Origin of the sequence: Salmonella sp. SAL04202 (assembly GCF_046550775.1) — a bacterium.
In the GTDB taxonomy this organism is placed as follows: Bacteria; Pseudomonadota; Gammaproteobacteria; order Enterobacterales; family Enterobacteriaceae; genus Salmonella; species Salmonella enterica.
The window spans coordinates 1,820,852-1,844,880 of the sequence record NZ_JBGDXK010000001.1; the positions used below are offsets into that span (position 1 = coordinate 1,820,852).

Consider the following 24,029-nt stretch of genomic DNA (forward strand, 5'->3'; position numbering starts at 1 on the left):
TAACTCCATGAATACCGACGCAATTGAATCGATGGTCCGGGACGTATTGAGCCGCATGAACAGCCTGCAGGGCGATGCGCCAGCAGCGGCTCCTGCGGCAGGCGGCACGTCCCGCAGCGCAAAGGTCAGCGACTACCCGCTGGCGAACAAACACCCGGAATGGGTGAAAACCGCCACCAATAAAACGCTGGACGACTTTACGCTGGAAAACGTGCTGAGCAATAAAGTCACCGCTCAGGATATGCGTATTACCCCGGAAACCCTGCGCTTACAGGCGTCTATCGCCAAAGATGCGGGCCGCGACCGGCTGGCGATGAACTTCGAACGCGCCGCCGAACTGACCGCGGTACCGGACGATCGCATTCTTGAAATCTACAACGCCCTTCGTCCGTATCGTTCAACGAAAGAAGAGCTGCTCGCTATCGCCGACGATCTCGAAAACCGCTATCAGGCGAAGATCTGCGCAGCTTTCGTTCGCGAAGCGGCAACGCTGTATGTCGAGCGTAAAAAACTCAAAGGCGACGATTAACTTTCTCTAAGTAATTCGAGATGCATTGAGGCGGCAAGTGAGTGACAAATTCGTCTGGAACGAATTTGAACAGCCATAGGCTGGCTTTAGTGAGGGACAGGGATGTCCCTCATAACCCCGATGAGCTTACTGTAGTAAGTGATTCGGGTGAAAGAACGCAGCCAACAAAAAGGCAGTTTGAAGTACGACGAGAAAAAGGATATACGATGCGATATATAGCTGGCATTGACATCGGTAACTCATCAACGGAAGTCGCACTGGCGCGGCAAGATGAGACTGGCGCACTAACGATTACGCACAGCGCGCTGGCGGAAACGACCGGGATCAAAGGCACGTTGCGTAACGTGTTCGGCATTCAGGAAGCGCTCGCCCTCGTCGCAAAGCGCGCGGGGATCAATGTCAGCGATATTTCGCTCATCCGCATTAACGAAGCCACGCCGGTGATTGGCGATGTGGCGATGGAAACCATTACCGAAACCATCATCACCGAATCGACAATGATTGGCCATAACCCAAAAACGCCGGGCGGAGTAGGCCTTGGTGTGGGTATCACGATTACGCCGGAGGAGCTGTTAACCCGCCCGGCGGACTCGTCCTATATACTGGTGGTATCGTCAGCCTTTGATTTTGCCGATATCGCCAATGTTATCAACGCCTCAATGCGCGCCGGATACCAGATTACCGGCGTCATTTTGCAGCGCGACGATGGCGTACTGGTCAGCAACCGGCTGGAAAAATCGCTACCGATTGTCGATGAAGTTCTGTACATCGACCGCATTCCGCTGGGGATGCTGGCGGCGATTGAAGTCGCCGTGCCGGGAAAGGTTATCGAAACCCTCTCTAACCCTTACGGCATCGCCACCGTATTCAACCTCAACGCCGATGAGACGAAAAACATCGTCCCGATGGCGCGCGCGCTGATTGGCAACCGTTCCGCCGTGGTGGTTAAAACGCCATCCGGAGACGTCAAAGCGCGCGCAATACCCGCCGGTAACCTGGAGCTGCAGGCTCAGGGTCGTACCGTGCGCGTGGATGTTGCCGCCGGTGCCGAAGCTATCATGAAAGCGGTGGACGGCTGCGGCAAACTCGACAACGTCACCGGCGAGGCCGGGACCAATATCGGCGGCATGCTGGAGCACGTACGCCAGACCATGGCCGAGCTAACCAATAAGCCCAGCAGCGAGATTTTCATTCAGGATCTTCTGGCCGTTGACACCTCGGTTCCGGTGAGCGTCACCGGCGGTCTGGCCGGGGAGTTCTCGCTGGAGCAGGCCGTCGGCATCGCCTCGATGGTGAAATCAGACCGTCTGCAGATGGCGATGATTGCCCGTGAAATTGAGCAGAAGCTCAATATCGACGTGCAGATCGGCGGCGCTGAGGCTGAAGCCGCCATTCTGGGCGCGCTGACCACGCCGGGTACCACCCGACCGCTGGCGATCCTCGACCTCGGCGCGGGCTCCACCGATGCCTCCATCATCAACCCTAAAGGTGAAATCATCGCCACCCATCTCGCCGGGGCAGGCGACATGGTCACGATGATTATTGCCCGCGAACTGGGGCTGGAAGACCGCTATCTGGCGGAAGAGATCAAAAAATACCCGCTGGCTAAGGTCGAAAGCCTGTTCCACTTACGCCACGAGGACGGCAGCGTCCAGTTCTTCCCGACGCCGCTGCCTCCCACCGTGTTCGCCCGCGTCTGCGTGGTGAAACCGGACGAACTGGTGCCGCTTCCCGGCGACTTAGCGCTGGAAAAAGTGCGCGCCATTCGCCGCAGCGCTAAAGAACGCGTCTTTGTCACCAACGCCCTGCGCGCGCTGCGTCAGGTCAGTCCAACCGGCAACATTCGCGATATTCCGTTCGTGGTGCTGGTCGGCGGCTCGTCGCTGGATTTCGAAGTTCCGCAGTTGGTCACCGATGCGCTGGCGCACTACCGCCTGGTCGCCGGGCGAGGAAATATTCGCGGTAGCGAAGGCCCAAGAAACGCGGTGGCCACCGGCCTGATTCTCTCCTGGCACAAGGAATTTGCATATGGACAGTAATCACAGCGCCCCGGCCATCGTCATTACCGTTATCAACGACTGCGCCAGCCTCTGGCACGAAGTGCTGCTGGGTCTCGAAGAAGAAGGCATCCCTTTCCTGCTTCAGCATCACCCGGCTGGAGATGTCGTTGACAGCGCCTGGCAGGCGGCGCGCAGCTCGCCGCTGCTGGTTGGCATTGCCTGCGATCGACACTCGCTGGTCGTGCATTACAAGAATTTACCCGCATCGGCGCCGCTTTTTACGCTGATGCATCATCAGGACAGTCAGGCCCATCGCAATACCGGTAATAACGCGGCACGGCTGGTCAAAGGGATCCCTTTTCGGGATCTCCATGCTTAATCACAGGAGAACGGCAGTATGAATAACGCACTGGGACTGGTTGAAACAAAAGGGCTGGTCGGCGCCATTGAAGCCGCCGATGCAATGGTTAAATCCGCCAACGTACAGCTGGTGGGCTACGAAAAAATTGGTTCTGGCCTGGTTACCGTCATGGTTCGCGGCGATGTCGGCGCGGTTAAAGCAGCCGTAGATGCAGGCAGCGCGGCGGCAAGCGTAGTGGGTGAAGTGAAATCCTGCCACGTTATCCCGCGTCCGCACAGCGATGTTGAGGCCATTTTACCGAAATCAGCCTAATCGATGGCGAATAAGGAGCACCGCGTGAAGCAATCACTGGGATTACTTGAAGTTTGTGGTCTGGCACTGGCTATCAGCTGCGCCGATATCATGGCGAAATCCGCTTCTATCACGCTGCTCGCCCTCGAAAAGACCAATGGTTCAGGCTGGATGGTGATTAAAATTACCGGTGATGTGGCCTCCGTGCAGGCGGCCATCACCACCGGTGCGCATTTCGCCGAACAGCGGAATGGCCTGGTGGCCCACAAGGTTATCGCCAGGCCCGGAGAAGGGATCCTGCTCGCAGAAACGCCTCCCCCCTCCGTCATTGAACCTGAGCCTGAAGCGTCAGAGATAGCTGATGTCGTTTCTGCAGCGCCAGCCGAAGAGGCCCCGCAGGAATCAGAACTGGTCAGCTGCAATCTGTGTCTGGATCCAAAATGTCCGCGCCAGAAGGGCGAACCTCGTACGCTTTGCATTCATTCCGGCAAGCGAGGTGAAGCGTAATGGATAAAGAGCTTCTGCAATCAACGGTCAGTAAAGTTCTCGACGAGATGCGCCAGCGGCCTATTCCGCTGGGCGTCTCAAACCGTCATATCCACCTGTCCGCACAGGATTATGAGCGGCTGTTTCCCGGCCATCCCATCAGCGAGAAAAAAGCGCTGCTGCAGCCGGGACAATACGCTGCGGAGCAAACCGTCACCCTGGTAGGGCCGAAAGGACAGCTAAAAAATGTGCGCCTGCTCGGCCCGCTGCGCTCGGTAAGCCAGGTGGAAATTTCGCGTACCGATGCGAGAACGCTGGGGATTGCCGCGCCGCTGAGAATGTCCGGCAACCTGAAGGGGACGCCGGGCATCCGCCTGGTCAGCCCCTTTGCTGAACTGGAGCTGCCTTCCGGGGTTATCGTCGCGCAGCGGCATATCCATATGTCGCCGCTTGATGCGCTGATCCTGCGGGTTTCCCACGGCGATATGGTCTCCGTGGCGATTGAAGGCGACGATCGCGGGCTGATTTTCAACAACGTGGCGATTCGCGTTTCACCGGACATGCGCCTCGAAATGCACATTGATACCGATGAAGCCAACGCCGCTGGTGCCGATAACCCGCAGGCCTTTGCCCGGCTGGTAGGCCCGCGATGAACGGCGAAACTCTGCAGCGCATTGTCGAGGAGATTGTCTCCCGGCTGCAGCGCCGTGCCCAGAGCACGGCGACGCTGAGCGTTACGCAACTTCGTGATGCCGACTGTCCAGCGCTGTTCTGTCAGCACGCGTCGCTGCGCATCCTGCTCGTCGACCTGCCGCTGCTGGGTCAGCTTGCGGATGCGGAAACCGACGATGCCGCAGCACGGAAAATTCACGATGCTCTGGCGTTTGGCATCCGCGTACAGCTCAGCCTGCACAGCCAGCTGCTGCCGGTTATCCCGGTAAAAAAACTGGCTCGTCTGCCGCTGGTATTCACCGACGAGCACGGACTGCCGCTGGTTCTGCATGCGGGTTCGGTGCTGAGCTATCGCGATGTCGCGCTGCTAAGCCGGGGGCGTGTGGTTGTCCACCGCAAATGCATCGTGACCGCCATGGCGCGTGACGCGGCCAATGCGCGGAATATTCAATTAATTAAGCAGGAGTAAATCATGCATCTGGCACGAGTCACGGGCGCGGTTGTCTCCACGCAAAAATCACCTTCTTTGATTGGGAAAAAGCTGCTGCTGGTGCGTCGGGTCAGCGCCGATGGCGAACTCCCCGCCTCGCCCACCTCTGGCGATGAAGTGGCCGTGGACTCCGTCGGCGCGGGCGTCGGCGAACTGGTTTTGCTCAGCGGCGGCTCCAGCGCCAGGCACGTTTTTTCCGGGCCAAATGAGGCCATCGACCTCGCCGTTGTCGGCATTGTAGATACGCTTTCGCGTTAAGGGGCGGTTATGGCGATTTATACCCGAACAGGTGACGCTGGCACCACATCACTGTTTACCGGCCAGCGGGTGAGCAAAACCCACCCGCGGGTTGAAGCCTACGGCACGCTGGATGAGCTGAACGCCGCGCTGAGCCTGTGCGCCTGCGCCGCTGCGGATGAAAATCACCGCACCTTACTCGAGGCCATCCAGCAGCAACTTTTTTGGTTTAGCGCAGAGCTGGCCAGCGACAGCGAGCAGCCGTCGCCCAAACAGCGCTACATCAGCAGCGAAGAGATTTCGGCCCTGGAAGCCGCTATCGATCGGGCAATGGCCCGCGTCGAACCGCTGCACAGCTTTATTTTACCCGGACGCTGCGAAGCCGCGAGCCGCTTACATTTTGCCCGCACGCTGGCGCGCCGCGCCGAACGCCGTCTGGTTGAACTGGCAACTGAAGTCAACGTACGCCAGGTGCTGATGCGCTACATCAACCGCTTATCGGACTGCCTGTACGCTCTGGCCCGCGCGGAAGATAGCGATGCGCACCAGGCCAACATCATCCGTGAAGTTAGCAAGCGCTATCTGGCTGCCAGCCAGCCGACCCGCAGCAAGGAGACAACGCCCGTGGCCCTCTCATTTCACGATCTGCACCAGCTCACCCGCGCCGCCGTTGAACGCGCGCAGCAACTGCAGGTTCCGGTAGTCGTCAGCATCGTTGACGCGCACGGCACGGAAACTGTGACCTGGCGGATGCCGGACGCCCTGCTGGTCAGCAGCGAACTGGCGCCGAAAAAGGCATGGACCGCAGTGGCGATGAAAACGGCGACCCATGAGCTGAGCGATGTTGTTCAGCCGGGTGCCGCGCTTTACGGTCTGGAAAGTCATTTACAGGGAAAAGTGGTCACCTTTGGCGGCGGTTACGCCCTGTGGCGCGACGGCATATTAATTGGGGGTCTTGGCATCAGCGGCGGCAGCGTTGAGCAGGACATGGACATAGCACAGACCGCCATCGCGGCTATTAACGTGGGAACTCATCAATGAATACTTCTGAACTCGAAACCCTGATTCGCACCATTCTTAGCGAGCAATTAACCACGCCGACGCAAACGCCGGCCCAGCCTCAGGGCAAAGGGATTTTCCAGTCCGTGAGCGAGGCTATCGACGCCGCGCATCAGGCGTTCTTACGTTATCAGCAGTGTCCGCTGAAAACCCGCAGCGCTATCATCAGCGCGATGCGTCAGGAGCTGACGCCGCTGCTGGCGACCCTGGCGGAAGAGAGCGCCAATGAAACGGGGATGGGCAACAAAGAAGATAAATTCCTCAAAAACAAGGCTGCGCTGGACAACACGCCGGGCGTAGAAGATCTCACCACCACCGCGCTGACCGGCGACGGCGGCATGGTGCTGTTTGAATACTCACCGTTTGGCGTTATCGGTTCGGTCGCCCCAAGCACCAACCCGACGGAAACCATCATCAATAACAGCATCAGCATGTTGGCGGCGGGCAATAGTATTTACTTTAGCCCGCATCCGGGCGCGAAAAAGGTCTCTCTGAAGCTGATTAGCCTGATTGAAGAGATTGCCTTCCGCTGTTGCGGCATCCGCAATCTGGTGGTGACTGTAGCTGAACCCACCTTCGAAGCGACCCAGCAGATGATGGCCCACCCGCGCATCGCAGTACTGGCGATTACCGGTGGTCCGGGCATTGTGGCAATGGGCATGAAGAGCGGTAAGAAGGTGATTGGCGCGGGCGCGGGTAACCCGCCCTGCATCGTCGATGAAACAGCGGACCTGGTGAAAGCGGCGGAAGATATCATTAACGGCGCGTCATTCGATTACAACCTGCCCTGCATTGCCGAGAAGAGCCTGATCGTAGTGGAGAGCGTCGCCGAGCGTCTGGTACAGCAAATGCAAACCTTCGGCGCGCTGCTGCTAAGCCCTGCCGATACCGACAAACTCCGCGCCGTCTGCCTGCCTGAAGGCCAGGCGAATAAAAAACTGGTCGGCAAGAGCCCATCGGCCATGCTGGAAGCCGCCGGGATCGCTGTCCCGGCAAAAGCGCCGCGTCTGCTGATTGCGCTGGTTAACGCTGACGATCCGTGGGTCACCAGCGAACAGTTGATGCCGATGCTGCCGGTGGTAAAAGTCAGCGATTTCGATAGCGCGCTGGCACTGGCCCTGAAGGTTGAAGAGGGGTTGCATCACACCGCGATCATGCACTCGCAGAACGTGTCGCGCCTGAACCTCGCGGCCCGCACCCTGCAAACCTCGATATTCGTCAAAAACGGCCCTTCTTATGCCGGGATCGGCGTCGGCGGCGAAGGCTTTACCACCTTCACTATCGCCACACCAACCGGTGAAGGGACCACGTCAGCGCGTACTTTTGCCCGCTCCCGGCGCTGCGTACTGACCAACGGCTTTTCTATTCGCTAACCGAGGTCGCGATGAATACCTTCTCACTACAAACGCGGTTGTACAGCGGTCAGGGCAGTCTGGCGGTGCTCAAGCGCTTTACCAATAAGCACATCTGGATAATCTGCGATGGCTTTCTGGCGCGCTCTCCGCTGCTGGATACCCTGCGTAACGCGCTGCCCGCAGATAACCGCATCAGCGTCTTTAGCGAGATAACGCCGGACCCCACCATCCATACCGTGGTGCAGGGCATTGCGCAAATGCAGGCTCTGCAACCGCAGGTGGTGATCGGTTTTGGCGGCGGCTCGGCAATGGACGCGGCGAAAGCGATTGTCTGGTTTAGCCAGCAGAGCGGGATCAACATCGAAACCTGCGTGGCGATCCCGACCACCAGCGGCACCGGCTCGGAAGTGACCAGCGCCTGCGTAATTAGCGACCCGGATAAAGGCATCAAGTATCCGCTGTTCAACAATGCGCTGTATCCGGATATGGCGATCCTCGACCCGGAGCTGGTGGTCAGCGTACCGCCGCAGATTACCGCCAACACCGGCATGGACGTGCTGACCCACGCCCTGGAGGCCTGGGTGTCACCGCGCGCCAGCGACTTTACCGACGCGCTGGCGGAAAAAGCCGCCAAACTGGTGTTCCAGTATCTGCCCACGGCGGTGGAAAAAGGCGACTGCGTGGCGACGCGCGGGAAAATGCACAATGCCTCAACGCTCGCCGGGATGGCCTTCAGCCAGGCGGGGCTGGGGCTTAACCACGCGATAGCCCACCAGCTCGGCGGACAGTTCCATCTGCCGCACGGGCTGGCCAATGCGCTGCTGCTCACGGCGGTGATCCGCTTTAACGCGGGTGACCCGCGCGCCGCCAAACGCTACGCGCGGATGGCCAAAGCCTGCGGTTTTTGCCCGGCAGAAGCCAATGACGTTGCGGCGATCAATGCGCTGATTCAGCAAATCGAACTGCTTAAGCAACGCTGTGCCCTTCCCTCACTGGCCGTTGCGCTTAAAGAAGGAAGATCCGACTTTTCCGCACGCATTCCGGCGATGGTGCAGGCTGCGCTGGCTGACGTTACGCTGCGCACTAACCCGCGCCCGGCCAATGCCGAAGCCATTCGGGAACTGCTGGAGGAACTGCTATGAGTACCGCCGTCAACGTCGTTGAAATGTCTTATAGCGCTGATGAAATTCGTGAGCGCGTTCGCGCAGCGGGCGTTGTCGGCGCGGGCGGCGCAGGTTTTCCCGCTCACGTCAAACTACAGGCGCAGGTAGAGATTTTTCTGGTGAACGCCGCCGAGTGTGAACCGATGCTCAAAGTTGACCAGCAACTGATGTGGCAGCAAGCTGCGCGCCTTGTGCGCGGCGTACAGTACGCCATGACGGCGACCGGCGCGCGCGAAGGGGTGATTGCCCTGAAAGAAAAATACCGCCGGGCCATCGACGCCCTTACCCCGCTACTGCCCGCCGGTATCCGCCTGCATATTCTGCCGGATGTTTATCCGGCGGGCGATGAGGTGCTGACTATCTGGATGGCAACCGGTCGTCGGGTCGCCCCGGCTGCGCTACCGGCCAGCGTCGGCGTGGTCGTCAATAACGTGCAAACGGTGCTGAATATTGCCCGGGCGGTCGAGCAGCAGTTTCCGGTCACTCGTCGCACGTTGACCGTGAACGGCGCGGTCGCCAGACCGTTGACCGTTACCGTTCCTATCGGCATGTCACTGCATGAAGTGCTGGCGCTGGCGGGCGGCGCAACGGTCGACGATCCTGGTTTTATTAACGGCGGCCCGATGATGGGTGGCCTGATTACCTCTCTTGATAACCCGGTGACGAAAACTACCGGCGGCCTGCTGGTGCTCCCCAAAAGCCATCTGCTTATCCAGCGCAGAATGCAGGACGAGCGCACGGTGCTTTCCGTCGCGCGCACCGTCTGCGAACAGTGCCGACTGTGTACCGATCTCTGCCCACGACACCTGATCGGCCACGAACTCTCTCCGCACCTGCTGGTGCGGGCGGTGAACTTTCACCAGGCCGCCACGCCACAGCTGCTGCTGAGCGCCCTTACCTGCTCGGAATGCAACGTTTGCGAAAGCGTGGCCTGCCCGGTGGGGATCTCGCCGATGCGCATCAACCGCATGTTAAAACGCGAGCTGCGGGCGCAAAACCAGCGCTACGTAGGGCCGCTGAACCCGGCCGACGAAATGGCGAAATATCGCCTGGTGCCGGTGAAGCGGCTGATCGCCAAACTGGGACTAAGCCCCTGGTACCAGGAAGCGCCGCTGGTTGAAGAAGAGCCGTCAGTAGAAAAAATCACTTTGCAGCTGCGCCAGCATATTGGTGCCAGCGCGGTAGCGAACGTTGCGGTGGGAGAACGCGTGACGCGCGGGCAATGCGTTGCCGATGTCCCGCCTGGCGCGCTCGGCGCACCCATTCACGCCAGCATCGACGGCGTTGTATCGGCCATCAGCGAACAGGCCATCACGGTTGTAAGAGGTTAACCATGTCTCAGGCTATAGGAATTTTAGAACTCACCAGCATCGCCAAAGGCATGGAGCTTGGTGATGCCATGCTGAAAAGCGCCAACGTCGATCTACTGGTCAGCAAGACCATCTGCCCAGGGAAGTTTTTACTGATGCTGGGCGGCGATATCGGCGCTATCCAGCAGGCCATTGAAACCGGTACATCGCAGGCCGGCGAAATGCTCGTCGATAGCCTGGTGCTGGCAAATATTCATCCCAGCGTACTTCCGGCCATCAGCGGCCTGAACAGCGTCGATAAGCGCCAGGCGGTAGGTATCGTCGAAACCTGGAGCGTGGCGGCCTGCATTAGCGCCGCAGACCGGGCGGTGAAAGGCTCAAACGTCACCCTGGTGCGGGTGCATATGGCCTTCGGCATCGGCGGTAAATGCTACATGGTGGTGGCGGGCGACGTTTCTGACGTCAATAACGCCGTGACGGTTGCCAGCGAAAGCGCGGGCGAGAAAGGGTTGCTGGTTTACCGTTCGGTGATCCCGCGCCCGCATGAAGCCATGTGGCGACAGATGGTGGAGGGATAATGGAAAGACAACCGACAACGGATCGCATGATTCAGGAATACGTGCCGGGGAAACAGGTCACTCTCGCGCACCTGATTGCTAATCCAGGGAAAGATCTCTTTAAGAAGCTGGGTCTGACGGATGCGGTGTCCGCCATTGGCATCCTTACCATCACGCCGAGCGAGGCGTCGATTATCGCCTGCGATATCGCCACCAAATCCGGCGCGGTGGAAATTGGTTTTCTTGACCGCTTTACCGGTGCCGTGGTGCTGACCGGCGACGTTTCCGCCGTGGAATATGCCCTTAAGCAGGTGACGCGCACCCTGGGCGAGATGATGCAATTCACCACCTGTTCGATCACCCGGACGTAACGTCATGAAGCGTCTGATGTTTATCGGCCCCAGCCAGTGCGGGAAAACCTCGCTGACCCAAAGCCTGCGCGGCGAAGCGCTCCATTATAAGAAAACCCAGGCCATTGAATGGTCCCCGATGGCTATCGACACGCCGGGCGAGTACCTGGAAAACCGCTGCCTGTATAGCGCCCTGCTAACCAGTGCCTGCGAGGCCGACGTTATCGCCCTGGTGTTAAATGCCGACGCCCAGTGGTCGCCCTTTTCTCCGGGTTTTACCGCCCCGATGAACCGCCCGACGATTGGCCTTGTCACCAAAGCCGATCTCGCCGAGCCTCAGCATATTTCGCTGGTTGCGGAATGGCTTACGCAGGCTGGCGCCCGGCAGATTTTTATTACCAGCGCGTTGAATAATTCGGGTCTCGACGCCGTGCTGGATTTTCTGAATTCGAAGGAACCTTTATGTCTTACAAAATAATGGCCATTAACGCCGGTAGCTCATCGTTAAAGTTCCAGCTGCTGGAGATGCCGCAGGGCGACATGCTCTGCCAGGGGCTGATTGAGCGTATTGGAATGGCGGATGCGCAGGTGACAATTAAGACGCACAGCCAAAAATGGCAGGAAACCGTCCCCGTTGCCGATCATCGCGATGCGGTAACGCTGCTTCTGGAAAAGCTGCTGGGTTATCAAATCATTAACAGTCTGCGGGACATTGACGGGGTGGGCCATCGTGTGGCGCACGGCGGTGAGTTTTTTAAAGACTCGACGCTGGTCACGGATGAAACGTTAGCGCAAATCGAACGTCTTGCCGAACTGGCCCCGCTTCACAACCCGGTAAACGCGTTGGGTATTCACGTTTTTCGTCAACTGTTGCCTGATGCCCCTTCCGTAGCCGTGTTTGATACGGCATTTCACCAGACGCTGGATGAACCCGCCTATATTTACCCGCTTCCCTGGCATTATTACGCGGAACTGGGGATTCGCCGTTATGGCTTTCATGGCACCAGCCATAAGTATGTCAGCGGCGTTCTGGCGGAAAAGCTGGGCGTGCCACTCAGCGCATTACGGGTGATTTGTTGTCATCTTGGAAACGGTAGCAGCATCTGCGCCATCAAGAACGGGCGTTCGGTCAATACGTCGATGGGCTTTACGCCGCAGTCAGGCGTGATGATGGGCACCCGTAGCGGAGATATTGATCCCTCTATTCTGCCGTGGATAGCCCAGCGCGAAAGCAAAACGCCGCAACAGTTGAATCAGTTATTAAATAATGAGTCAGGCTTGCTGGGCGTTTCTGGCGTGTCGTCTGATTACCGCGATGTCGAACAGGCAGCCAATACCGGTAACCGGCAGGCTAAACTCGCTCTCACTCTGTTTGCCGAACGCATTCGCGCCACCATTGGCAGCTATATTATGCAGATGGGAGGACTGGATGCGCTGGTATTCACTGGGGGAATTGGCGAGAACTCAGCGCGCGCCAGATCGGCGGTTTGCCATAATTTGCAATTTTTAGGCTTAGCCGTTGATGAAGAGAAAAATCAGCGTAATGCGACATTTATCCAGACGGAGAACGCCCTGGTGAAAGTCGCCGTCATCAACACCAACGAAGAGTTAATGATCGCACAAGACGTTATGCGCATTGCGCTACCGGCCACGGAAGGGCTTTGTGTACCAGCCTGAGAGGGTTATACGGCGCATTGCGGCAAGTCATGGTAATAACGCTTTTACCATGACACTATGCGCGCACACTATTCGTACCTGAAAGGTGATAACGTGGCTGTTGCGCAATGCCCCGCCTCATGCGGAGAACTTATCCAGGGATGGATTCTGGGCAGTGAGAAACTGGTCTCCTGCCCCGTTGACTGGTACAGCACCGTAGCAGTCACGGCTGCGCCGCCGTTGGTAAACGAGCGCCCATTGTCGCGGGCGATGGTGGAGCGCGTTCTGGCGCACTGGCAGTATCCTGCGCACTGGAGTAACGAGATTCGCGTCGATGTGCGTTCGTCAATTCCCGTTGCCAAAGGCATGGCCAGCAGCACCGCAGATATTGCCGCTACGGCAGTGGCAACGGCGCATCATCTTGGACATTCGCTGGATGAAACCACCCTTGCACAGCTTTGCGTCTCAATCGAACCCACTGATAGCACCGTTTTTCATCAGTTAACGCTGTTTGATCATAATAATGCGGTCACGCAAATCGCCTGCGAGCCACCGCCGCCAATCGATTTGCTGGTACTGGAAAGCCCGGTCACACTGCGCACGCAAGATTACCACCGTCTCCCTCGCCAGCAGAAATTAATAGCAAGTTCAGCAACCTTGCAGCAGGCCTGGAATCTGGTGCAGGAAGCCTGTATAACGCAAAATCCGCTCCGACTGGGTGAGGCGGCTACGCTTAGCGCTATCGCCAGCCAGACGCTGTTACCTAAGCCAGGCTTTACCGCCCTGCTGTCGCTGGTCGAAGAGTGTGATTTATACGGATTGAACGTGGCGCATAGCGGTAGCGTGGTGGGTCTGATGCTGGACCGGAAACGTCATGATATTGCGCGTCTGAAAGGTAAGCTGGCAGAGAAAAAACTTACCCGACACTGGCCAAAACAACATTTACTCAAGATGGTCACAGGCGGGGTCAAACTGCAGTGAGAGCCTGATATACGCTCCCACTGCCGTAGCGCATTATTCAGCTTTTACATCGGCGTGTTTCATTTCGCCCATCGCTTTCAGCTTTTTGGAAATGTCGCGACGCTCTTTGGAGATTTCGGCATTTTTAATGATGTAATCATCAACGCGATCTTCATAGTCGCTTTTCATGCTGGCGATGATACCCTGAATCGCCTCAACGCTCATACCTGGCTTGATGTAGTCGCTCAGGTTGTCCAGCAGCAGCACACGCTTCTGGTTGTCACGGATCTTCTTCTCAATGTCCTGAATTTCACGCTGCAGTTTATTTTTGCGACGGAACAGACGAACAAACTCCAGCACGTCCTGGAAAGAAGGCTTGGTTGTTTCCATTTTTACACCCCTGATAATGTGAGATTCGGATTCGTTAAGCAACTGCTAGTGGATAAACATTACGTTTATCCCCGTCATACTTCAAGCCGCCAGAGGAAACACCGTTACGTCGCCGTCTGGGGAAACCTGAAGGTTCGGGGATAAAATCTTTGCCAGTAGCACTCATTTTATCCTTATATTAGTATCATACTCTTAATCTTTGCTGAATCGAAGCAGCAACAAATTCATTCGCCCCATCTGCTTTTTATTTGCGCAAAGCCCGGCAGATCAAATGTGAAAGCAGTTCCAACTGTCGGGCCGTTTCCATACTTAGCCAAACATAGCCGTGGATGGGGGTTTCAGCCACCGCGTCGCCCTGCTGCTCGTTCATTAGCTGTCGCAACTCGGCAGCAATATCATTCAGTTTACCGGTGTTTGCCAGTACCGGCTGCGGGTTGCCTTCAAACAACGCGTGGGCGATCGTTAGCAAGGTTTGCTGCGTCATCTGCTGGGTTTCACGCAATGTGTGCGCGTTAAGCATCACAAAATGGCTGGCGCGCGTCGCCCAGTGGGCATTGATTTGTAATTCAAGCATACAAACCAGATTGCGGTTGATGGTCTGAATGGCCTCGAAAATAGATTTTTGTATCCGGGTTTCTTTACTGGCGGGCGTTATCAGCCCGCGCATTTTGACGACATCGTTCAGCAACCGTTGCAAATGTTTATCCAACCGGGGGCGCTCCAGCAAATTCGGCGACAGCGCTGCCTGATACACCCGATTATACGCCGTGACGCAATGCGCCAGTTGGATGCGCCAGTGCAAAAAGGCGCGCTGGGGCCAGATGCCGGTAAACAACATTGCCAGTAGCGACCCCAAAATCACATCCCCGCCACGCCATAATGCCGTATCCATATCACCAGCGGGAGCACCGACAACAACGGCAAGCGTTATGCCTATCAGTAGCGCCTGATACGGTTTTTTCCCTAAGGCCAGCCAGCCGCACAAAAACATCGCTATCGCACACCACACCAGCATCAGCGGTAAGGAAAAGAGCTCCAGGCGTAACGCCACCAGCCCTAACGCCGCGCCCAGGATCGTACCGCCTATGCGCTCAAAAGCACGAGGCACTACATTTCCCCAGAATGAGATGGGCCCCATAATCACCACTAACGTGATTAGCGGCCATGTGCCCTCGGGAATAGAAAACAGACGAACCAGCAGAAAGGTAAGAATGAACGCCAGGGCGATACGTATGCCATGCACGATGCGATAATGACGGTACAACCGTATTTCAAAAGGGCTTAATGACTTATCGGCACGCACGCTTGCGCTCCTTACGGGAATGGCAAAAAATGCATTGTACCTGCTTTATAGCAAAAATAGCGCACTGGCGGACGGAACACATTATCCGTCCGCTCTTTTCAGCCAGGAAACCAGTCGATCACTTCCGCTGTACCGGAATATACATTTCAATATCCCAGTATCCATCTTCCATGCCGTTATTCAGATAGGTTTCAAAACAGGGCGCAGAGGCTATCTGATAAGCGCTATCCTGCTCGAGGACATCAAAAAACCGTTCCCACGGCTTCGCAAAGTCACGGTCTTCCACTCGCGCGACAGCAGTGGCATATTCGCCGCCTTCAATGGCGGTAACGATTACGCCTTCGCTATTGTCCGGCAGGATGAAATTCTCTGCCACGGACACCACGGTATCGCAGCGGAGTTTTTCTGCAGGTACGACATCTGGATTGTCGTAATAGACGGCAATCCATTCAACTGGCACGATCCGCTGTCGATCCACCCACGTCATCAGTTGTTCAAAACCCTGCTTCACGGTGTGTTCCCATGGACCGACCATGTGGAAACCGGCTATCTTGCGTTTTTGTTCCTGCCTGATTTCGTAATCCATGCTGCCTCCGTCACTTTACTATACTGTATGAATGTACAGTATAGTTACAGCCTTTTACGGTCACAAGGACAGCGTGATCATTTTGTGAGCAACCTCGCAATCCCGCCCTTTTGACACCTCAGATGACGGTGAACGGTGTGTGACAACGGCTTACGCTTTATGCTGAAAATAGTCGCTCAGACGAGAGAACATACCGCCTTTACCCACCGATTCCAGAGTGACCAGCGGCCACTGAGCGATCAGTTTATCCCGATCGTAGAGCTCTATTTCACCTACCCGTTGATGGGCGGCGATTGGCGCCTCCAGCTCTTTTCTATCCAGCACATATTTTGCTTTGATATGCGGAATTTCCGCTTTGGGCAGCGCCATCCAGAAATCCTGTTCCGTACCCAGCGCAATCTTTTCTTTGTCTCCGTACCAGATCCGCTCGCTGCCCACTTTTTTGCCGCTGTGCAAAATCTGCACCGTCGCAAAGTTTTGCTGGCCCCACAGCAACAGTTTTCGCGCCTGTTCCTCGCGTCCTTTCGAACTTTTCGCTCCCATCACGACGGCGATAAGTCGACGCTGCCCGTCCACCGCCGATGCGATAAGATTAAATCCCGCCCCCGATGTGTGTCCGGTTTTAAGCCCATCGATATGCATGGTCTTATCCCATAACAAGCCGTTGCGGTTCTGCTGTGTGATGCCGTTCCAGGTCAGGCTTTTCTCGCTGTACATGTGATAAAATTCAGGTTCGCCGTGAATAATCGCCCGGGAGAGTACGGCCAGATCATACGCGGAGCTATGTTGTCCCGGCGCATCCAGACCGTGGACGGTTTCAAAATGGGTATCCTGCAAATTGAGTTTTTTCACATAGCTGTTCATCATCGCCACAAACTGCGGCTGCCCGCCCGCGATATAATCCGCCAGCGCCACACAGGCATCGTTACCGGAATCCACAATTAAGCCACGGCTTAAATCGCGTACCGACACGCGATCCCCTTCTTTTAAAAACATCAACGAGGAGCCGACAAACACCGGATTATCCTTCGCCCAGGCGTCGCGCCCAACGGTGACGATATCGTCAGGGCTGATACGATGACTATCGATGGCGCGATCGACGACGTAGCCCGTCATTAGCTTGGTAAGGCTGGCGGGATTACGTTGCTGGTGTTCATTACCGGCGGTAAGAACCTGTCCCGTAGTGTAATCCATCAACACCCAGGCGCCTGCATCAATGGCTGGCGGTTGGGGAGCAAAACTTACGGCATCGGCCGCAAGCGCAGGAGAAAGGTGCATCGCGAATAAAGAAGCGGCAATAAACAAACGGCGTTTCAACAGCATGTCCTCAGGATGGTCTCAATTTGCCGTTCTTTTTACGGAAGTTCAGTTAAACAAACATGGATAAATTGCAAGAAAATGTGACACAAGGCACATTTTCTTGCTGACTTTATTTTATGGATACGCTCAGACGGCGGACTTATCCCCGCGCGGCGCGGTACGATGACGATGATAGCCGTCAACCATGCTACGGAAAATTTGTCCCGGCGTGTCGCCAAGAGTACACAGATAGAGATGCGCGCAAATAAACAGTAAGCCGATGATAGCAAGCGCCATATGCAACACCAGCATCACAGGGCCCAGACCCGCAACCTGCGGATAGAGACACAGCAAACCGGTGATGATTAACAGCGGTACCAGCGCGTACATAATCGCCAGATATGCCAGTTGTTGCAGTGGATTGAACTTATTCTGCTCTGTTGCCGCGAACGGATGCGCTTCCCCTTTCATAATGCCAAAAAGGTAAAAACGCGTCTGGCGTATGCAGCGCGTTACCAGTCCGGAAAAATTTACCCGATAGTGACGCCCGTTACCTGTGGTGAGGTTGATCAGCACAAACCCGACCCAGAAAGCCAGTAAGGCAAAACCACACCAGGTATGCACTTGTACCATTAGCGCTACAGGGCCGAGAGAAAAATGGCCAAATAAACCGCTTAACAGTAATAAAACAAACAGTAACGCATTTCCCCAATGCCAACGGCGAATCGCCAGCGAGTAGAGATAGTCACGATGCTCTTCGCCGCCTGCCGTTTTTGGCGCCAGCATCCGGCGCAATAACGCATGGATAACCAGCCCAACAAGCATGAGCAGCACCACGACGCCTGCATAAATTAACCACAGCGGCCAATAATCTGGCGCATAATGTAGTTCCGCTCCCCAGATAGTATTCATGCTTTACCCTCCTGATGGACTTCTTTACGACGGTACAGACTGACCGCGCCGCTACGCGCCTCCTGCTGGCGATAGACCTCTTTCTGACCGACCCAGCGCTGGATCTCGCTCTCATCCAGTCTGCCGAATTTCAGCGCGTCCGTTGGGCAAACGGATACGCACGCCGGAGACTGGCCAGCCGCCAACCGCGTATCGGCACAGAAGTTACACTTATCGGCGACGCCGGTTTGCGGATTCAAATAGCGCACATGGAAAGGACACGCGGCAACACAATAATCGCAGCCAATACAGCGCGATTTATCCACCTGCACGATCCCGTTTTCATCACGATATGACGCTCCGGTAGGACAAACGCTGACACATGGCGCATTTTCACAGTGCTGACAGGAGACGCGGACAAATTGAAAATGGGTTAGTGCGTTGGATGCCTGTTCAGGGGCGCGAATTTGTACCTGTACGCGGCTAAATCCCTCCGGTACGTCATTAAGCACTTTGCAGGCAACGGTACACGCCTGGCAGCCGATACAACGTTTTTCATCATGCAGCATGACGTACTGATTCGTTAAATGATTCATGGTTCCCTCCTCCCTCATGCCCGGCTCAGCGTCACGCCTGCGGTATGCACTACCGTACCGGATACCGGACTCGTCACGTGCGGCAGTAAATTGCCACAGTGGATACCGTGTGTCGTCGCCGCCGTTTTGGCCCCAGCTTTAGCGCCAAATCCCATATAGACAAAAAGCGTGTCCGGACGGATACCGGGCGTCACCAGCGCCTTACCTTTCTCTTTACCCGTAGCATTTTCCAGCCAGATCTCATCGCCGGTCTTAATGCCTTTTTCTTGCGCCGTTTGCGGATGGACCCAGACCGCGTTATCCCACATTAGCTCGCTGAGTAAAGGTACGTACTGCGTCGCGCCATTGGTATGCACGGCCACCTTGCCCTGAATGAAGTAAAGCTCATTCTCTTTTTTAAGCGCAAAGTCACGAACGCGTGGAACGCCGTAGCCTGGGAGCAATTCCTCCAGGGTTGCGGAATAAAGTTCGATTTTGCCGGAGGGCGATTTGAAGCGAAGCTGTTCGCCATAGGTGTTGTCGCTGTCCGTCGCGATAGCGCCGGGGTAACGCGCCGTAAACTGGCGAACGGATTCTGGTTCGCGTAATAGCAGCGGAACGCCCCATTCGAGATACCCTTTCTGTCGCAGTTCCTTCGCTAAGGCATGGTCGCCGTTCAACTGATAGAGTTGGCGCGTCTGCATATCCTGCCACGGATAGTACTGCCCTAATCCCAACTGCTCGCCAAGCTCTTTCCAGATTTGCCAACTCGGACGCGCCTCGCCAATCGGCTCTACGACCTGTTGGCGCAGAGCGTAAGCCGGGTGCAGTCCCGACATATCCGATACCTCTTCGTCCCGTTCGAGATAAGTGCATTCCGGCAGCAGATAGTCGGCATACGCCGCGCTCTCGCTCAAATAGACATCGCAGCTGACCACCAGATCCAGTTGCTCAACGGTTTTTACCAGGTCCGAACGACAGGTGACGGTCTGGAAAGGATTATGCCGCGACATAATCCACGCCTTTATCGGGTAAGGCTTCTGGGTTAACACCGCGTCAATAATGCTTTGCACCACGCCGCCGCCAGCGGCGATATATTTAAACTGCGGTGCGACCAAATCGATTCGTTGCGCCGTCGGTTTCGGCATATTTTTAATGTTGAGTTTCGCCAGCGTTGGCGCGACCTTTTCTCCGGCCAGTTTGTTGTAAACCGACGCGTTTTTTTTCTGGTATAGCCCGCCTTCGCGCTCAATATTACCGAGCAGCACATTAAGCGTAAAAATCATACGCCGCATATCGATCTCTTCCTGCGAGAACGTCGCGCGATGACCAGGACTGACAATAGCGTGAGGCGCGCAGGCGGCCAGTTCGCGTGTCACCCGGACAATAACGTCGGCTGGGACATCGGCCTGTGCGGCGGCCCATTCCGGCGTCGTCTCTTTTACCGCCTGTGCTAACTGTTCAAATCCGCTGGTATAACGCTCAACAAAAGACGCATCGTAGAGTTGTTCATCAATCATGACGTGGCACATCGCCAGCAGAACCGCTAAATCCCCCCCGGGACGAATAGCGTGCCACTCATCCGCCTTGCTGGAAAATATCGACAGACGCGGATCGAAGCTCACCATTTTGGCCCCCTTCTCCTGCGCGGTCATTAACTCATGGGTATCGGCAACTTCAATCCCTTCATACAAATTGTGGCCAAACGAAACCAGATAGCGCGTGTTAGCGATATCCATCGCCAGATCGCCGCCCATCATCACTTTTGCCGCAATGGCTTTCCCGGCAGGGCATGTTGAGGCGTGAGTAAAGGTATTAGGCGAACCAAAGGCCGTAGCCAGATGGAAAAGATGGCTGGAGAGCGAGCCCGATTTGGAAGAGAAAGCCACGCTCTCGGGGCCATGCTGCGCTTTGATGGCATTCATTTTCGCCGCGATTTCCTGGTAAGCCTGTTGCCAGCTAATCACCTGCCATTCACCGTCGCCGCGTGGCCCGGTGCGTTTCATAGGTTTTACAATCCGTTGCGGGTCATTGACCAGGCTGACGCCGCTCCCGCCCCTGGCGCATATGCGCGTCCCCTGCTGCGGCGCAGAAGGATTGCCCTGGATAAAAACGGTCTTGTTATTGACTACCTGCGCCTGAATAGGGCAACGAAAGGAACACATTTCGCACAAGCTTGGCGTTAGCGTGGTTTTACCGTTAATGCCGGCAATCGGGTTGCGCGCCAGCGCCCCGGGCGGAAAAGCGCCCAGCGCGCAGGCAGAGCAGCCGATGCCTACCCCCTGCAAAAAAGAACGACGACTAATGCTCATATAACCTCCTGTTATTAGATATAGCTGAAGATTATATTTAATTTGTATTATGAAATGTCGGCTTCAATCACAATTTGAAATAGTTGTTAAAATGAACACGCCACACGATAAAACCTTTTATTTTATAAATATTTTACATTTCCTGAACACGCACATGGACTGTCATTGAATAATCAGCAGAATTACCAAACAACCCGCTGTTAATTATAAAAATGATACAATTCCAATAACACGTAATAATATTTAAAAGAAAACGATTATTTCCTGAAAAGCGATTTCACGCGCTTTACGCAGTTCTTTCTCATACGCGCCGGAATGTCCGCCGACGATATCCCGAATGCCGGTGAAAAACGCTGGTTGAGCATCGAAGCGGGTTTACTTTTGCGTGCACACGGGCTTCGTTACCCGACCCGCTCCCTTATGCCCTGATTTTTCCGCAGATACGTCAGCGTCCCACAATACGGTGACATGATGACAGGATGGACACTTTCTGAAAGAAACCTGCCAGATAACATGGTGAATTGTGATCTCCATCGCCATACCGACATATGAAGCTTACTTTTAAGGCGTTAAAAATCCAGACCGTTTTTCCATAATGATGTTGATAAGGAATTCTAATGAAGATATCATCAGGCGCAATTAATTTTTCTACTATTCCTAACCAGGTTAAAAAATTAATTACCTCTATTCGTGAACATACGAAAAACGGGTTCGCCTCAAAAATAACCAGTGTTAAAAACACGCATGCTTCTTTAAATGAAAAACTTAAAACAGGAAAGAGCTCATCGATTGAGTTCGCGTTACCACAAAAAATAAAAGACTTCTTTCAGCCGAAAGATAAAAACACCTTAAACAAAACATTGATTACTGTTAAAAATATTAAAGATACAAATAATGCAGGTAAGAAAAATATTTCAGCAGAAGATGTCTCAAAAATGAATGCAGCATTCATGCGTAAGCATATTGCAAATCAAACATGTGATTATAATTACAGAGTGACAGGTGCGGCCCCGCTCCCCGGTGGAGTCTCTGTATCAGCCAATAACAGGCCCACGGTTTCTGAAGGTAGAACACCACCAGTATCACCCTCCCTCTCACTTCAGGCTACGTCTTCCCCGTCATCACCTGCCGAATGGGCTAAGAAACTCACGGATGCACTTTTACGACAGAAAGCCGGAGAAACCCTTACGGCCGCAGATCGCGATTTTTCAAACGCAGATTTCCGTAATATTACATTCAGCAAAATATTGCCCACCAGCTTCATGGAGCGAGACGGCGATATTATTAAGGGGTTCAACTTTTCAAATTCAAAATTTACTTATTCTGATATATCTCATTTACATTTTGACGAATGCCGATTCACTTATTCGACACTGAGTGATGTAGTCTGCAGTAATACAAAATTTAGTAATTCAGACATGAATGAACTGATTTTACAGTATTCAATTACTACACGACAACAGCCGTCTTTTATTAATACAACATTAAAAAATACGTTTATACGTCACAAAGCCAACCTCTCTGGCGTTATTTTAAATGAACCGGATAATTCATCACCTCCGTCAGTGTCAGGGGGCGGAAATTTTATTCGTCTAGGTGATATCTGGCTGCAAATGCCACTCCTTTGGAGTGAGAACGCTGTGGATGGATTTTTAAATCATGAGCACAATAATGGTAAAAGTATTCTGATGACCATTGACAGCCTGCCCGATAAATACAGTCAGGAAAAAGTCCGGGCAATGGAAGACCTGGTGAAGTCATTGCGGGGTGGCCGCTTAACAGAAGCATGTATCCGGCCAGTTGAAAGTTCGCTGGTAAGCGTACTGGCCCACCCTCCCTATACGCAAAGTGCGCTTATCCGCGAGTGGCTCGGGCCTGTTCAGGAACGTTTTTTTGCCCACCAGTGCCAGACCTATAATGACGTTCCCCTGCCGACTCCTGACACATATTATCAGCAGCGCATACTGCCTGTGTTGCTGGATTCGTTTGACAGGAACAGCGCCGCCATGACCACTCACAGCGGACTCTTTAATCAGGTGATTTTACACTGTATGACAGGCGTGGACTGCACTGATGGCACCCGCCAGAAAGCTGCAGCGCTTTATGAACAGTATCTTGCTCACCCGGCGGTGTCTCCCCACATCCATAATGGGCTCTTCGGCAATTATGACGGCAGCCCGGACTGGACAACCCGCGCAGCAGATAATTTCCTGCTGCTTTCCTCCCAGGATTCAGACACGGCGATGATGCTCTCCACTGACACGCTGTTAACAATGCTAAACCCTACTCCTGACACTACATGGGACAACTTTTACCTGCTGCGAGCCGGAGAGAACGTTTCCACCGCGCAAATCTCTCCGGTAGAGTTATTCCGTCATGACTTTCCGGTGTTTCTCGCCGCATTTAATCAGCAGGCCACGCAGCGACGCTTTGGGGAGCTGATTGATATCATCTTCAGCACTGAAGATCACGGGGAGCTGAACCAGCAGTTTATTGCCGCCACGAACCAGAAACACTCCACCGTGAAGTTGATTGATGATGCCTCAGTGTCGCGTCTGGCCACCATTTTTGACCCCTTGCTTCCTGAAGGCAAACTCAGCCCGGCACACTACCAGCACATCCTCAGTGCTTATCACCTGACGGACGCCACCCCACAGAAGCAGGCGGAAACCCTGTTCTGTCTCAGTACCGCATTCGCACGCTATTCCTCCAGCGCCATTTTCGGCACTGAGCATGACTCTCCGCCGGCCCTGAGAGGCTATGCGGAGGCGCTGATGCAGAAAGCCTGGGAGCTGTCTCCGGCGATATTCCCATCCAGCGAACAGTTTACCGAGTGGTCCGACCGTTTTCACGGCCTCCATGGCGCCTTTACCTGTACCAGCGTTGTGGCGGATAGTATGCAACGTCATGCCAGAAAATATTTCCCGAGTGTTCTGTCATCCATCCTGCCACTGGCCTGGGCGTAGTCCAGCCTCAACCCGCATGGAATTAAGGGACACAGCGTTGTGTCCCTCTGTAAATAGACCCGTTTTAGTCCATGCATTTTTGAGATCCCGGCCAGATTGACCCTGGCCTAAATTCCATACAGTACTAAATCAGAATCAGTAATTTCAGATGGGCCGGAATATGGTTTACCATAGAGGGAGCGTAGCTTAGTGTCGCTGATGGTCATTTTAGTATTTTGTACTCAATGATTT

Annotated in this window: 25 protein-coding genes and 2 pseudogenes; 18 read left to right on the forward strand and 9 right to left on the reverse strand. The window is 54.9% G+C overall.

The annotated features are described in order from the left end of the window. Positions 1–7: 7 nt before the first annotated feature. The 17 genes from pduE to pduX all read left to right on the forward strand — a co-directional run bounded on the left by pduE (position 8) and on the right by pduX (position 13,497). Complete coding sequence (gene pduE, locus ACLJQJ_RS09185; protein WP_001090598.1) at positions 8–529, forward strand: propanediol dehydratase small subunit PduE; 522 nt, start codon at positions 8–10, stop codon at positions 527–529. Between the two features lie 206 nt (positions 530–735). Further along, positions 736–2,568, forward strand: coding sequence for a propanediol dehydratase reactivase alpha subunit PduG (gene pduG, locus ACLJQJ_RS09190; RefSeq protein WP_023206670.1), 1,833 nt, complete (start codon positions 736–738; stop codon positions 2,566–2,568). Beyond that, positions 2,558–2,908 carry a propanediol dehydratase reactivase beta subunit PduH gene (gene pduH, locus ACLJQJ_RS09195; protein WP_000377978.1) on the forward strand — a complete coding sequence of 117 codons (351 nt, stop codon included), beginning with the start codon at positions 2,558–2,560 and terminating at the stop codon, positions 2,906–2,908. Before pduG ends, pduH begins: the two co-directional genes overlap by 11 nt. A gap of 18 nt (positions 2,909–2,926) precedes the next feature. Continuing rightward, entirely contained in the window at positions 2,927–3,202 is a 276-nt protein-coding gene (gene pduJ, locus ACLJQJ_RS09200) for a propanediol utilization microcompartment protein PduJ (RefSeq protein ID WP_001057755.1), read from the forward strand. Positions 3,203–3,205: 3 nt separating this feature from the next. Then, entirely contained in the window at positions 3,206–3,688 is a 483-nt protein-coding gene (gene pduK / locus ACLJQJ_RS09205; protein ID WP_001284381.1) for a propanediol utilization microcompartment protein PduK, read from the forward strand. Then, positions 3,688–4,320: a phosphate propanoyltransferase gene (locus ACLJQJ_RS09210; RefSeq protein ID WP_000356733.1), complete on the forward strand. Its 633-nt coding sequence runs from the start codon at positions 3,688–3,690 to the stop codon at positions 4,318–4,320. Before pduK ends, ACLJQJ_RS09210 begins: the two co-directional genes overlap by 1 nt. After that, positions 4,317–4,808 carry a propanediol utilization microcompartment protein PduM gene (gene pduM, locus ACLJQJ_RS09215; protein WP_001012966.1) on the forward strand — a complete coding sequence of 164 codons (492 nt, stop codon included), beginning with the start codon at positions 4,317–4,319 and terminating at the stop codon, positions 4,806–4,808. The genes ACLJQJ_RS09210 and pduM overlap by 4 nt, the downstream gene beginning before the upstream one ends. A gap of 3 nt (positions 4,809–4,811) precedes the next feature. Next, entirely contained in the window at positions 4,812–5,087 is a 276-nt protein-coding gene (gene pduN / locus ACLJQJ_RS09220) for a propanediol utilization microcompartment protein PduN (RefSeq protein WP_000549825.1), read from the forward strand. Positions 5,088–5,096: 9 nt separating this feature from the next. After that, positions 5,097–6,107, forward strand: a complete 1,011-nt coding sequence (gene pduO / locus ACLJQJ_RS09225; protein WP_001029486.1) for a two-domain cob(I)yrinic acid a,c-diamide adenosyltransferase PduO — start codon at positions 5,097–5,099, stop codon at positions 6,105–6,107. Then, a complete protein-coding gene (pduP, locus tag ACLJQJ_RS09230; RefSeq protein WP_001097688.1) occupies positions 6,104–7,498 on the forward strand; it encodes a CoA-acylating propionaldehyde dehydrogenase PduP in 1,395 nt (464 codons plus the stop codon). Before pduO ends, pduP begins: the two co-directional genes overlap by 4 nt. Positions 7,499–7,509: 11 nt before the next feature. Further along, positions 7,510–8,622, forward strand: a complete 1,113-nt coding sequence (gene pduQ, locus ACLJQJ_RS09235) for a 1-propanol dehydrogenase PduQ (RefSeq protein WP_001091464.1) — start codon at positions 7,510–7,512, stop codon at positions 8,620–8,622. Then, on the forward strand, positions 8,619–9,974 hold the full coding sequence (gene pduS, locus ACLJQJ_RS09240; protein WP_023206426.1) for a cobalamin reductase PduS: 1,356 nt from the start codon (positions 8,619–8,621) through the stop codon (positions 9,972–9,974). The genes pduQ and pduS overlap by 4 nt, the downstream gene beginning before the upstream one ends. A gap of 2 nt (positions 9,975–9,976) precedes the next feature. After that, positions 9,977–10,531, forward strand: a complete 555-nt coding sequence (gene pduT / locus ACLJQJ_RS09245) for a propanediol utilization microcompartment protein PduT (RefSeq protein ID WP_000075772.1) — start codon at positions 9,977–9,979, stop codon at positions 10,529–10,531. Beyond that, on the forward strand, positions 10,531–10,881 hold the full coding sequence (gene pduU, locus ACLJQJ_RS09250; RefSeq protein WP_024157046.1) for a propanediol utilization microcompartment protein PduU: 351 nt from the start codon (positions 10,531–10,533) through the stop codon (positions 10,879–10,881). The genes pduT and pduU overlap by 1 nt, the downstream gene beginning before the upstream one ends. Before the next feature lie 4 nt (positions 10,882–10,885). Next, positions 10,886–11,338, forward strand: a complete 453-nt coding sequence (pduV, locus tag ACLJQJ_RS09255; protein ID WP_023201213.1) for a propanediol utilization protein PduV — start codon at positions 10,886–10,888, stop codon at positions 11,336–11,338. Beyond that, on the forward strand, positions 11,323–12,537 hold the full coding sequence (gene pduW / locus ACLJQJ_RS09260; RefSeq protein ID WP_000120647.1) for a propanediol utilization propionate kinase PduW: 1,215 nt from the start codon (positions 11,323–11,325) through the stop codon (positions 12,535–12,537). Before pduV ends, pduW begins: the two co-directional genes overlap by 16 nt. A gap of 93 nt (positions 12,538–12,630) precedes the next feature. After that, on the forward strand, positions 12,631–13,497 hold the full coding sequence (gene pduX / locus ACLJQJ_RS09265; protein WP_001533066.1) for an L-threonine kinase PduX: 867 nt from the start codon (positions 12,631–12,633) through the stop codon (positions 13,495–13,497). Between the two features lie 33 nt (positions 13,498–13,530). Here pduX and ACLJQJ_RS09270 read toward each other — a convergent pair whose 3' ends face one another. The 8 genes and pseudogenes from ACLJQJ_RS09270 to ACLJQJ_RS09305 all read right to left on the reverse strand — a co-directional run. Beyond that, a complete protein-coding gene (locus ACLJQJ_RS09270; RefSeq protein WP_000450405.1) occupies positions 13,531–13,866 on the reverse strand; it encodes a DUF496 family protein in 336 nt (111 codons plus the stop codon). A 244-nt stretch (positions 13,867–14,110) separates the two neighbouring features. Next, positions 14,111–15,169, reverse strand: a complete 1,059-nt coding sequence (locus tag ACLJQJ_RS09275) for an FUSC family protein (protein WP_001200854.1) — start codon at positions 15,167–15,169, stop codon at positions 14,111–14,113. A gap of 118 nt (positions 15,170–15,287) precedes the next feature. Further along, positions 15,288–15,755 (reverse strand): DNA gyrase inhibitor SbmC, encoded by a 468-nt coding sequence (gene sbmC, locus ACLJQJ_RS09280; protein ID WP_000384326.1) that lies wholly within the window; start codon positions 15,753–15,755, stop codon positions 15,288–15,290. Between the two features lie 150 nt (positions 15,756–15,905). Next, positions 15,906–17,078, reverse strand: a complete 1,173-nt coding sequence (dacD, locus tag ACLJQJ_RS09285; protein ID WP_063809129.1) for a serine-type D-Ala-D-Ala carboxypeptidase DacD — start codon at positions 17,076–17,078, stop codon at positions 15,906–15,908. Positions 17,079–17,201: 123 nt separating this feature from the next. Beyond that, positions 17,202–17,966, reverse strand: coding sequence for a thiosulfate reductase cytochrome B subunit (gene phsC / locus ACLJQJ_RS09290; RefSeq protein ID WP_001092553.1), 765 nt, complete (start codon positions 17,964–17,966; stop codon positions 17,202–17,204). After that, entirely contained in the window at positions 17,963–18,541 is a 579-nt protein-coding gene (gene phsB / locus ACLJQJ_RS09295; protein WP_001016236.1) for a thiosulfate reductase electron transport protein PhsB, read from the reverse strand. Before phsB ends, phsC begins: the two co-directional genes overlap by 4 nt. A 14-nt stretch (positions 18,542–18,555) precedes the next feature. Next, complete coding sequence (phsA, locus tag ACLJQJ_RS09300; protein ID WP_001523462.1) at positions 18,556–20,832, reverse strand: thiosulfate reductase PhsA; 2,277 nt, start codon at positions 20,830–20,832, stop codon at positions 18,556–18,558. 258 nt (positions 20,833–21,090) lie between these two features. Next, a pseudogene (locus ACLJQJ_RS09305) lies at positions 21,091–21,183 on the reverse strand (heavy metal-binding domain-containing protein); the annotation flags it as partial. 266 nt (positions 21,184–21,449) lie between these two features. Between ACLJQJ_RS09305 and sopA the strand changes: the two are divergent. After that, positions 21,450–23,798 (forward strand): SPI-1 type III secretion system effector HECT-type E3 ubiquitin transferase SopA, encoded by a 2,349-nt coding sequence (gene sopA, locus ACLJQJ_RS09310; protein WP_063809128.1) that lies wholly within the window; start codon positions 21,450–21,452, stop codon positions 23,796–23,798. Positions 23,799–23,926: 128 nt separating this feature from the next. Here sopA and ACLJQJ_RS09315 read toward each other — a convergent pair. Continuing rightward, positions 23,927–24,004 (reverse strand): annotated as a pseudogene (locus tag ACLJQJ_RS09315) (hypothetical protein); the annotation flags it as partial. Positions 24,005–24,029 lie beyond the last annotated feature (25 nt).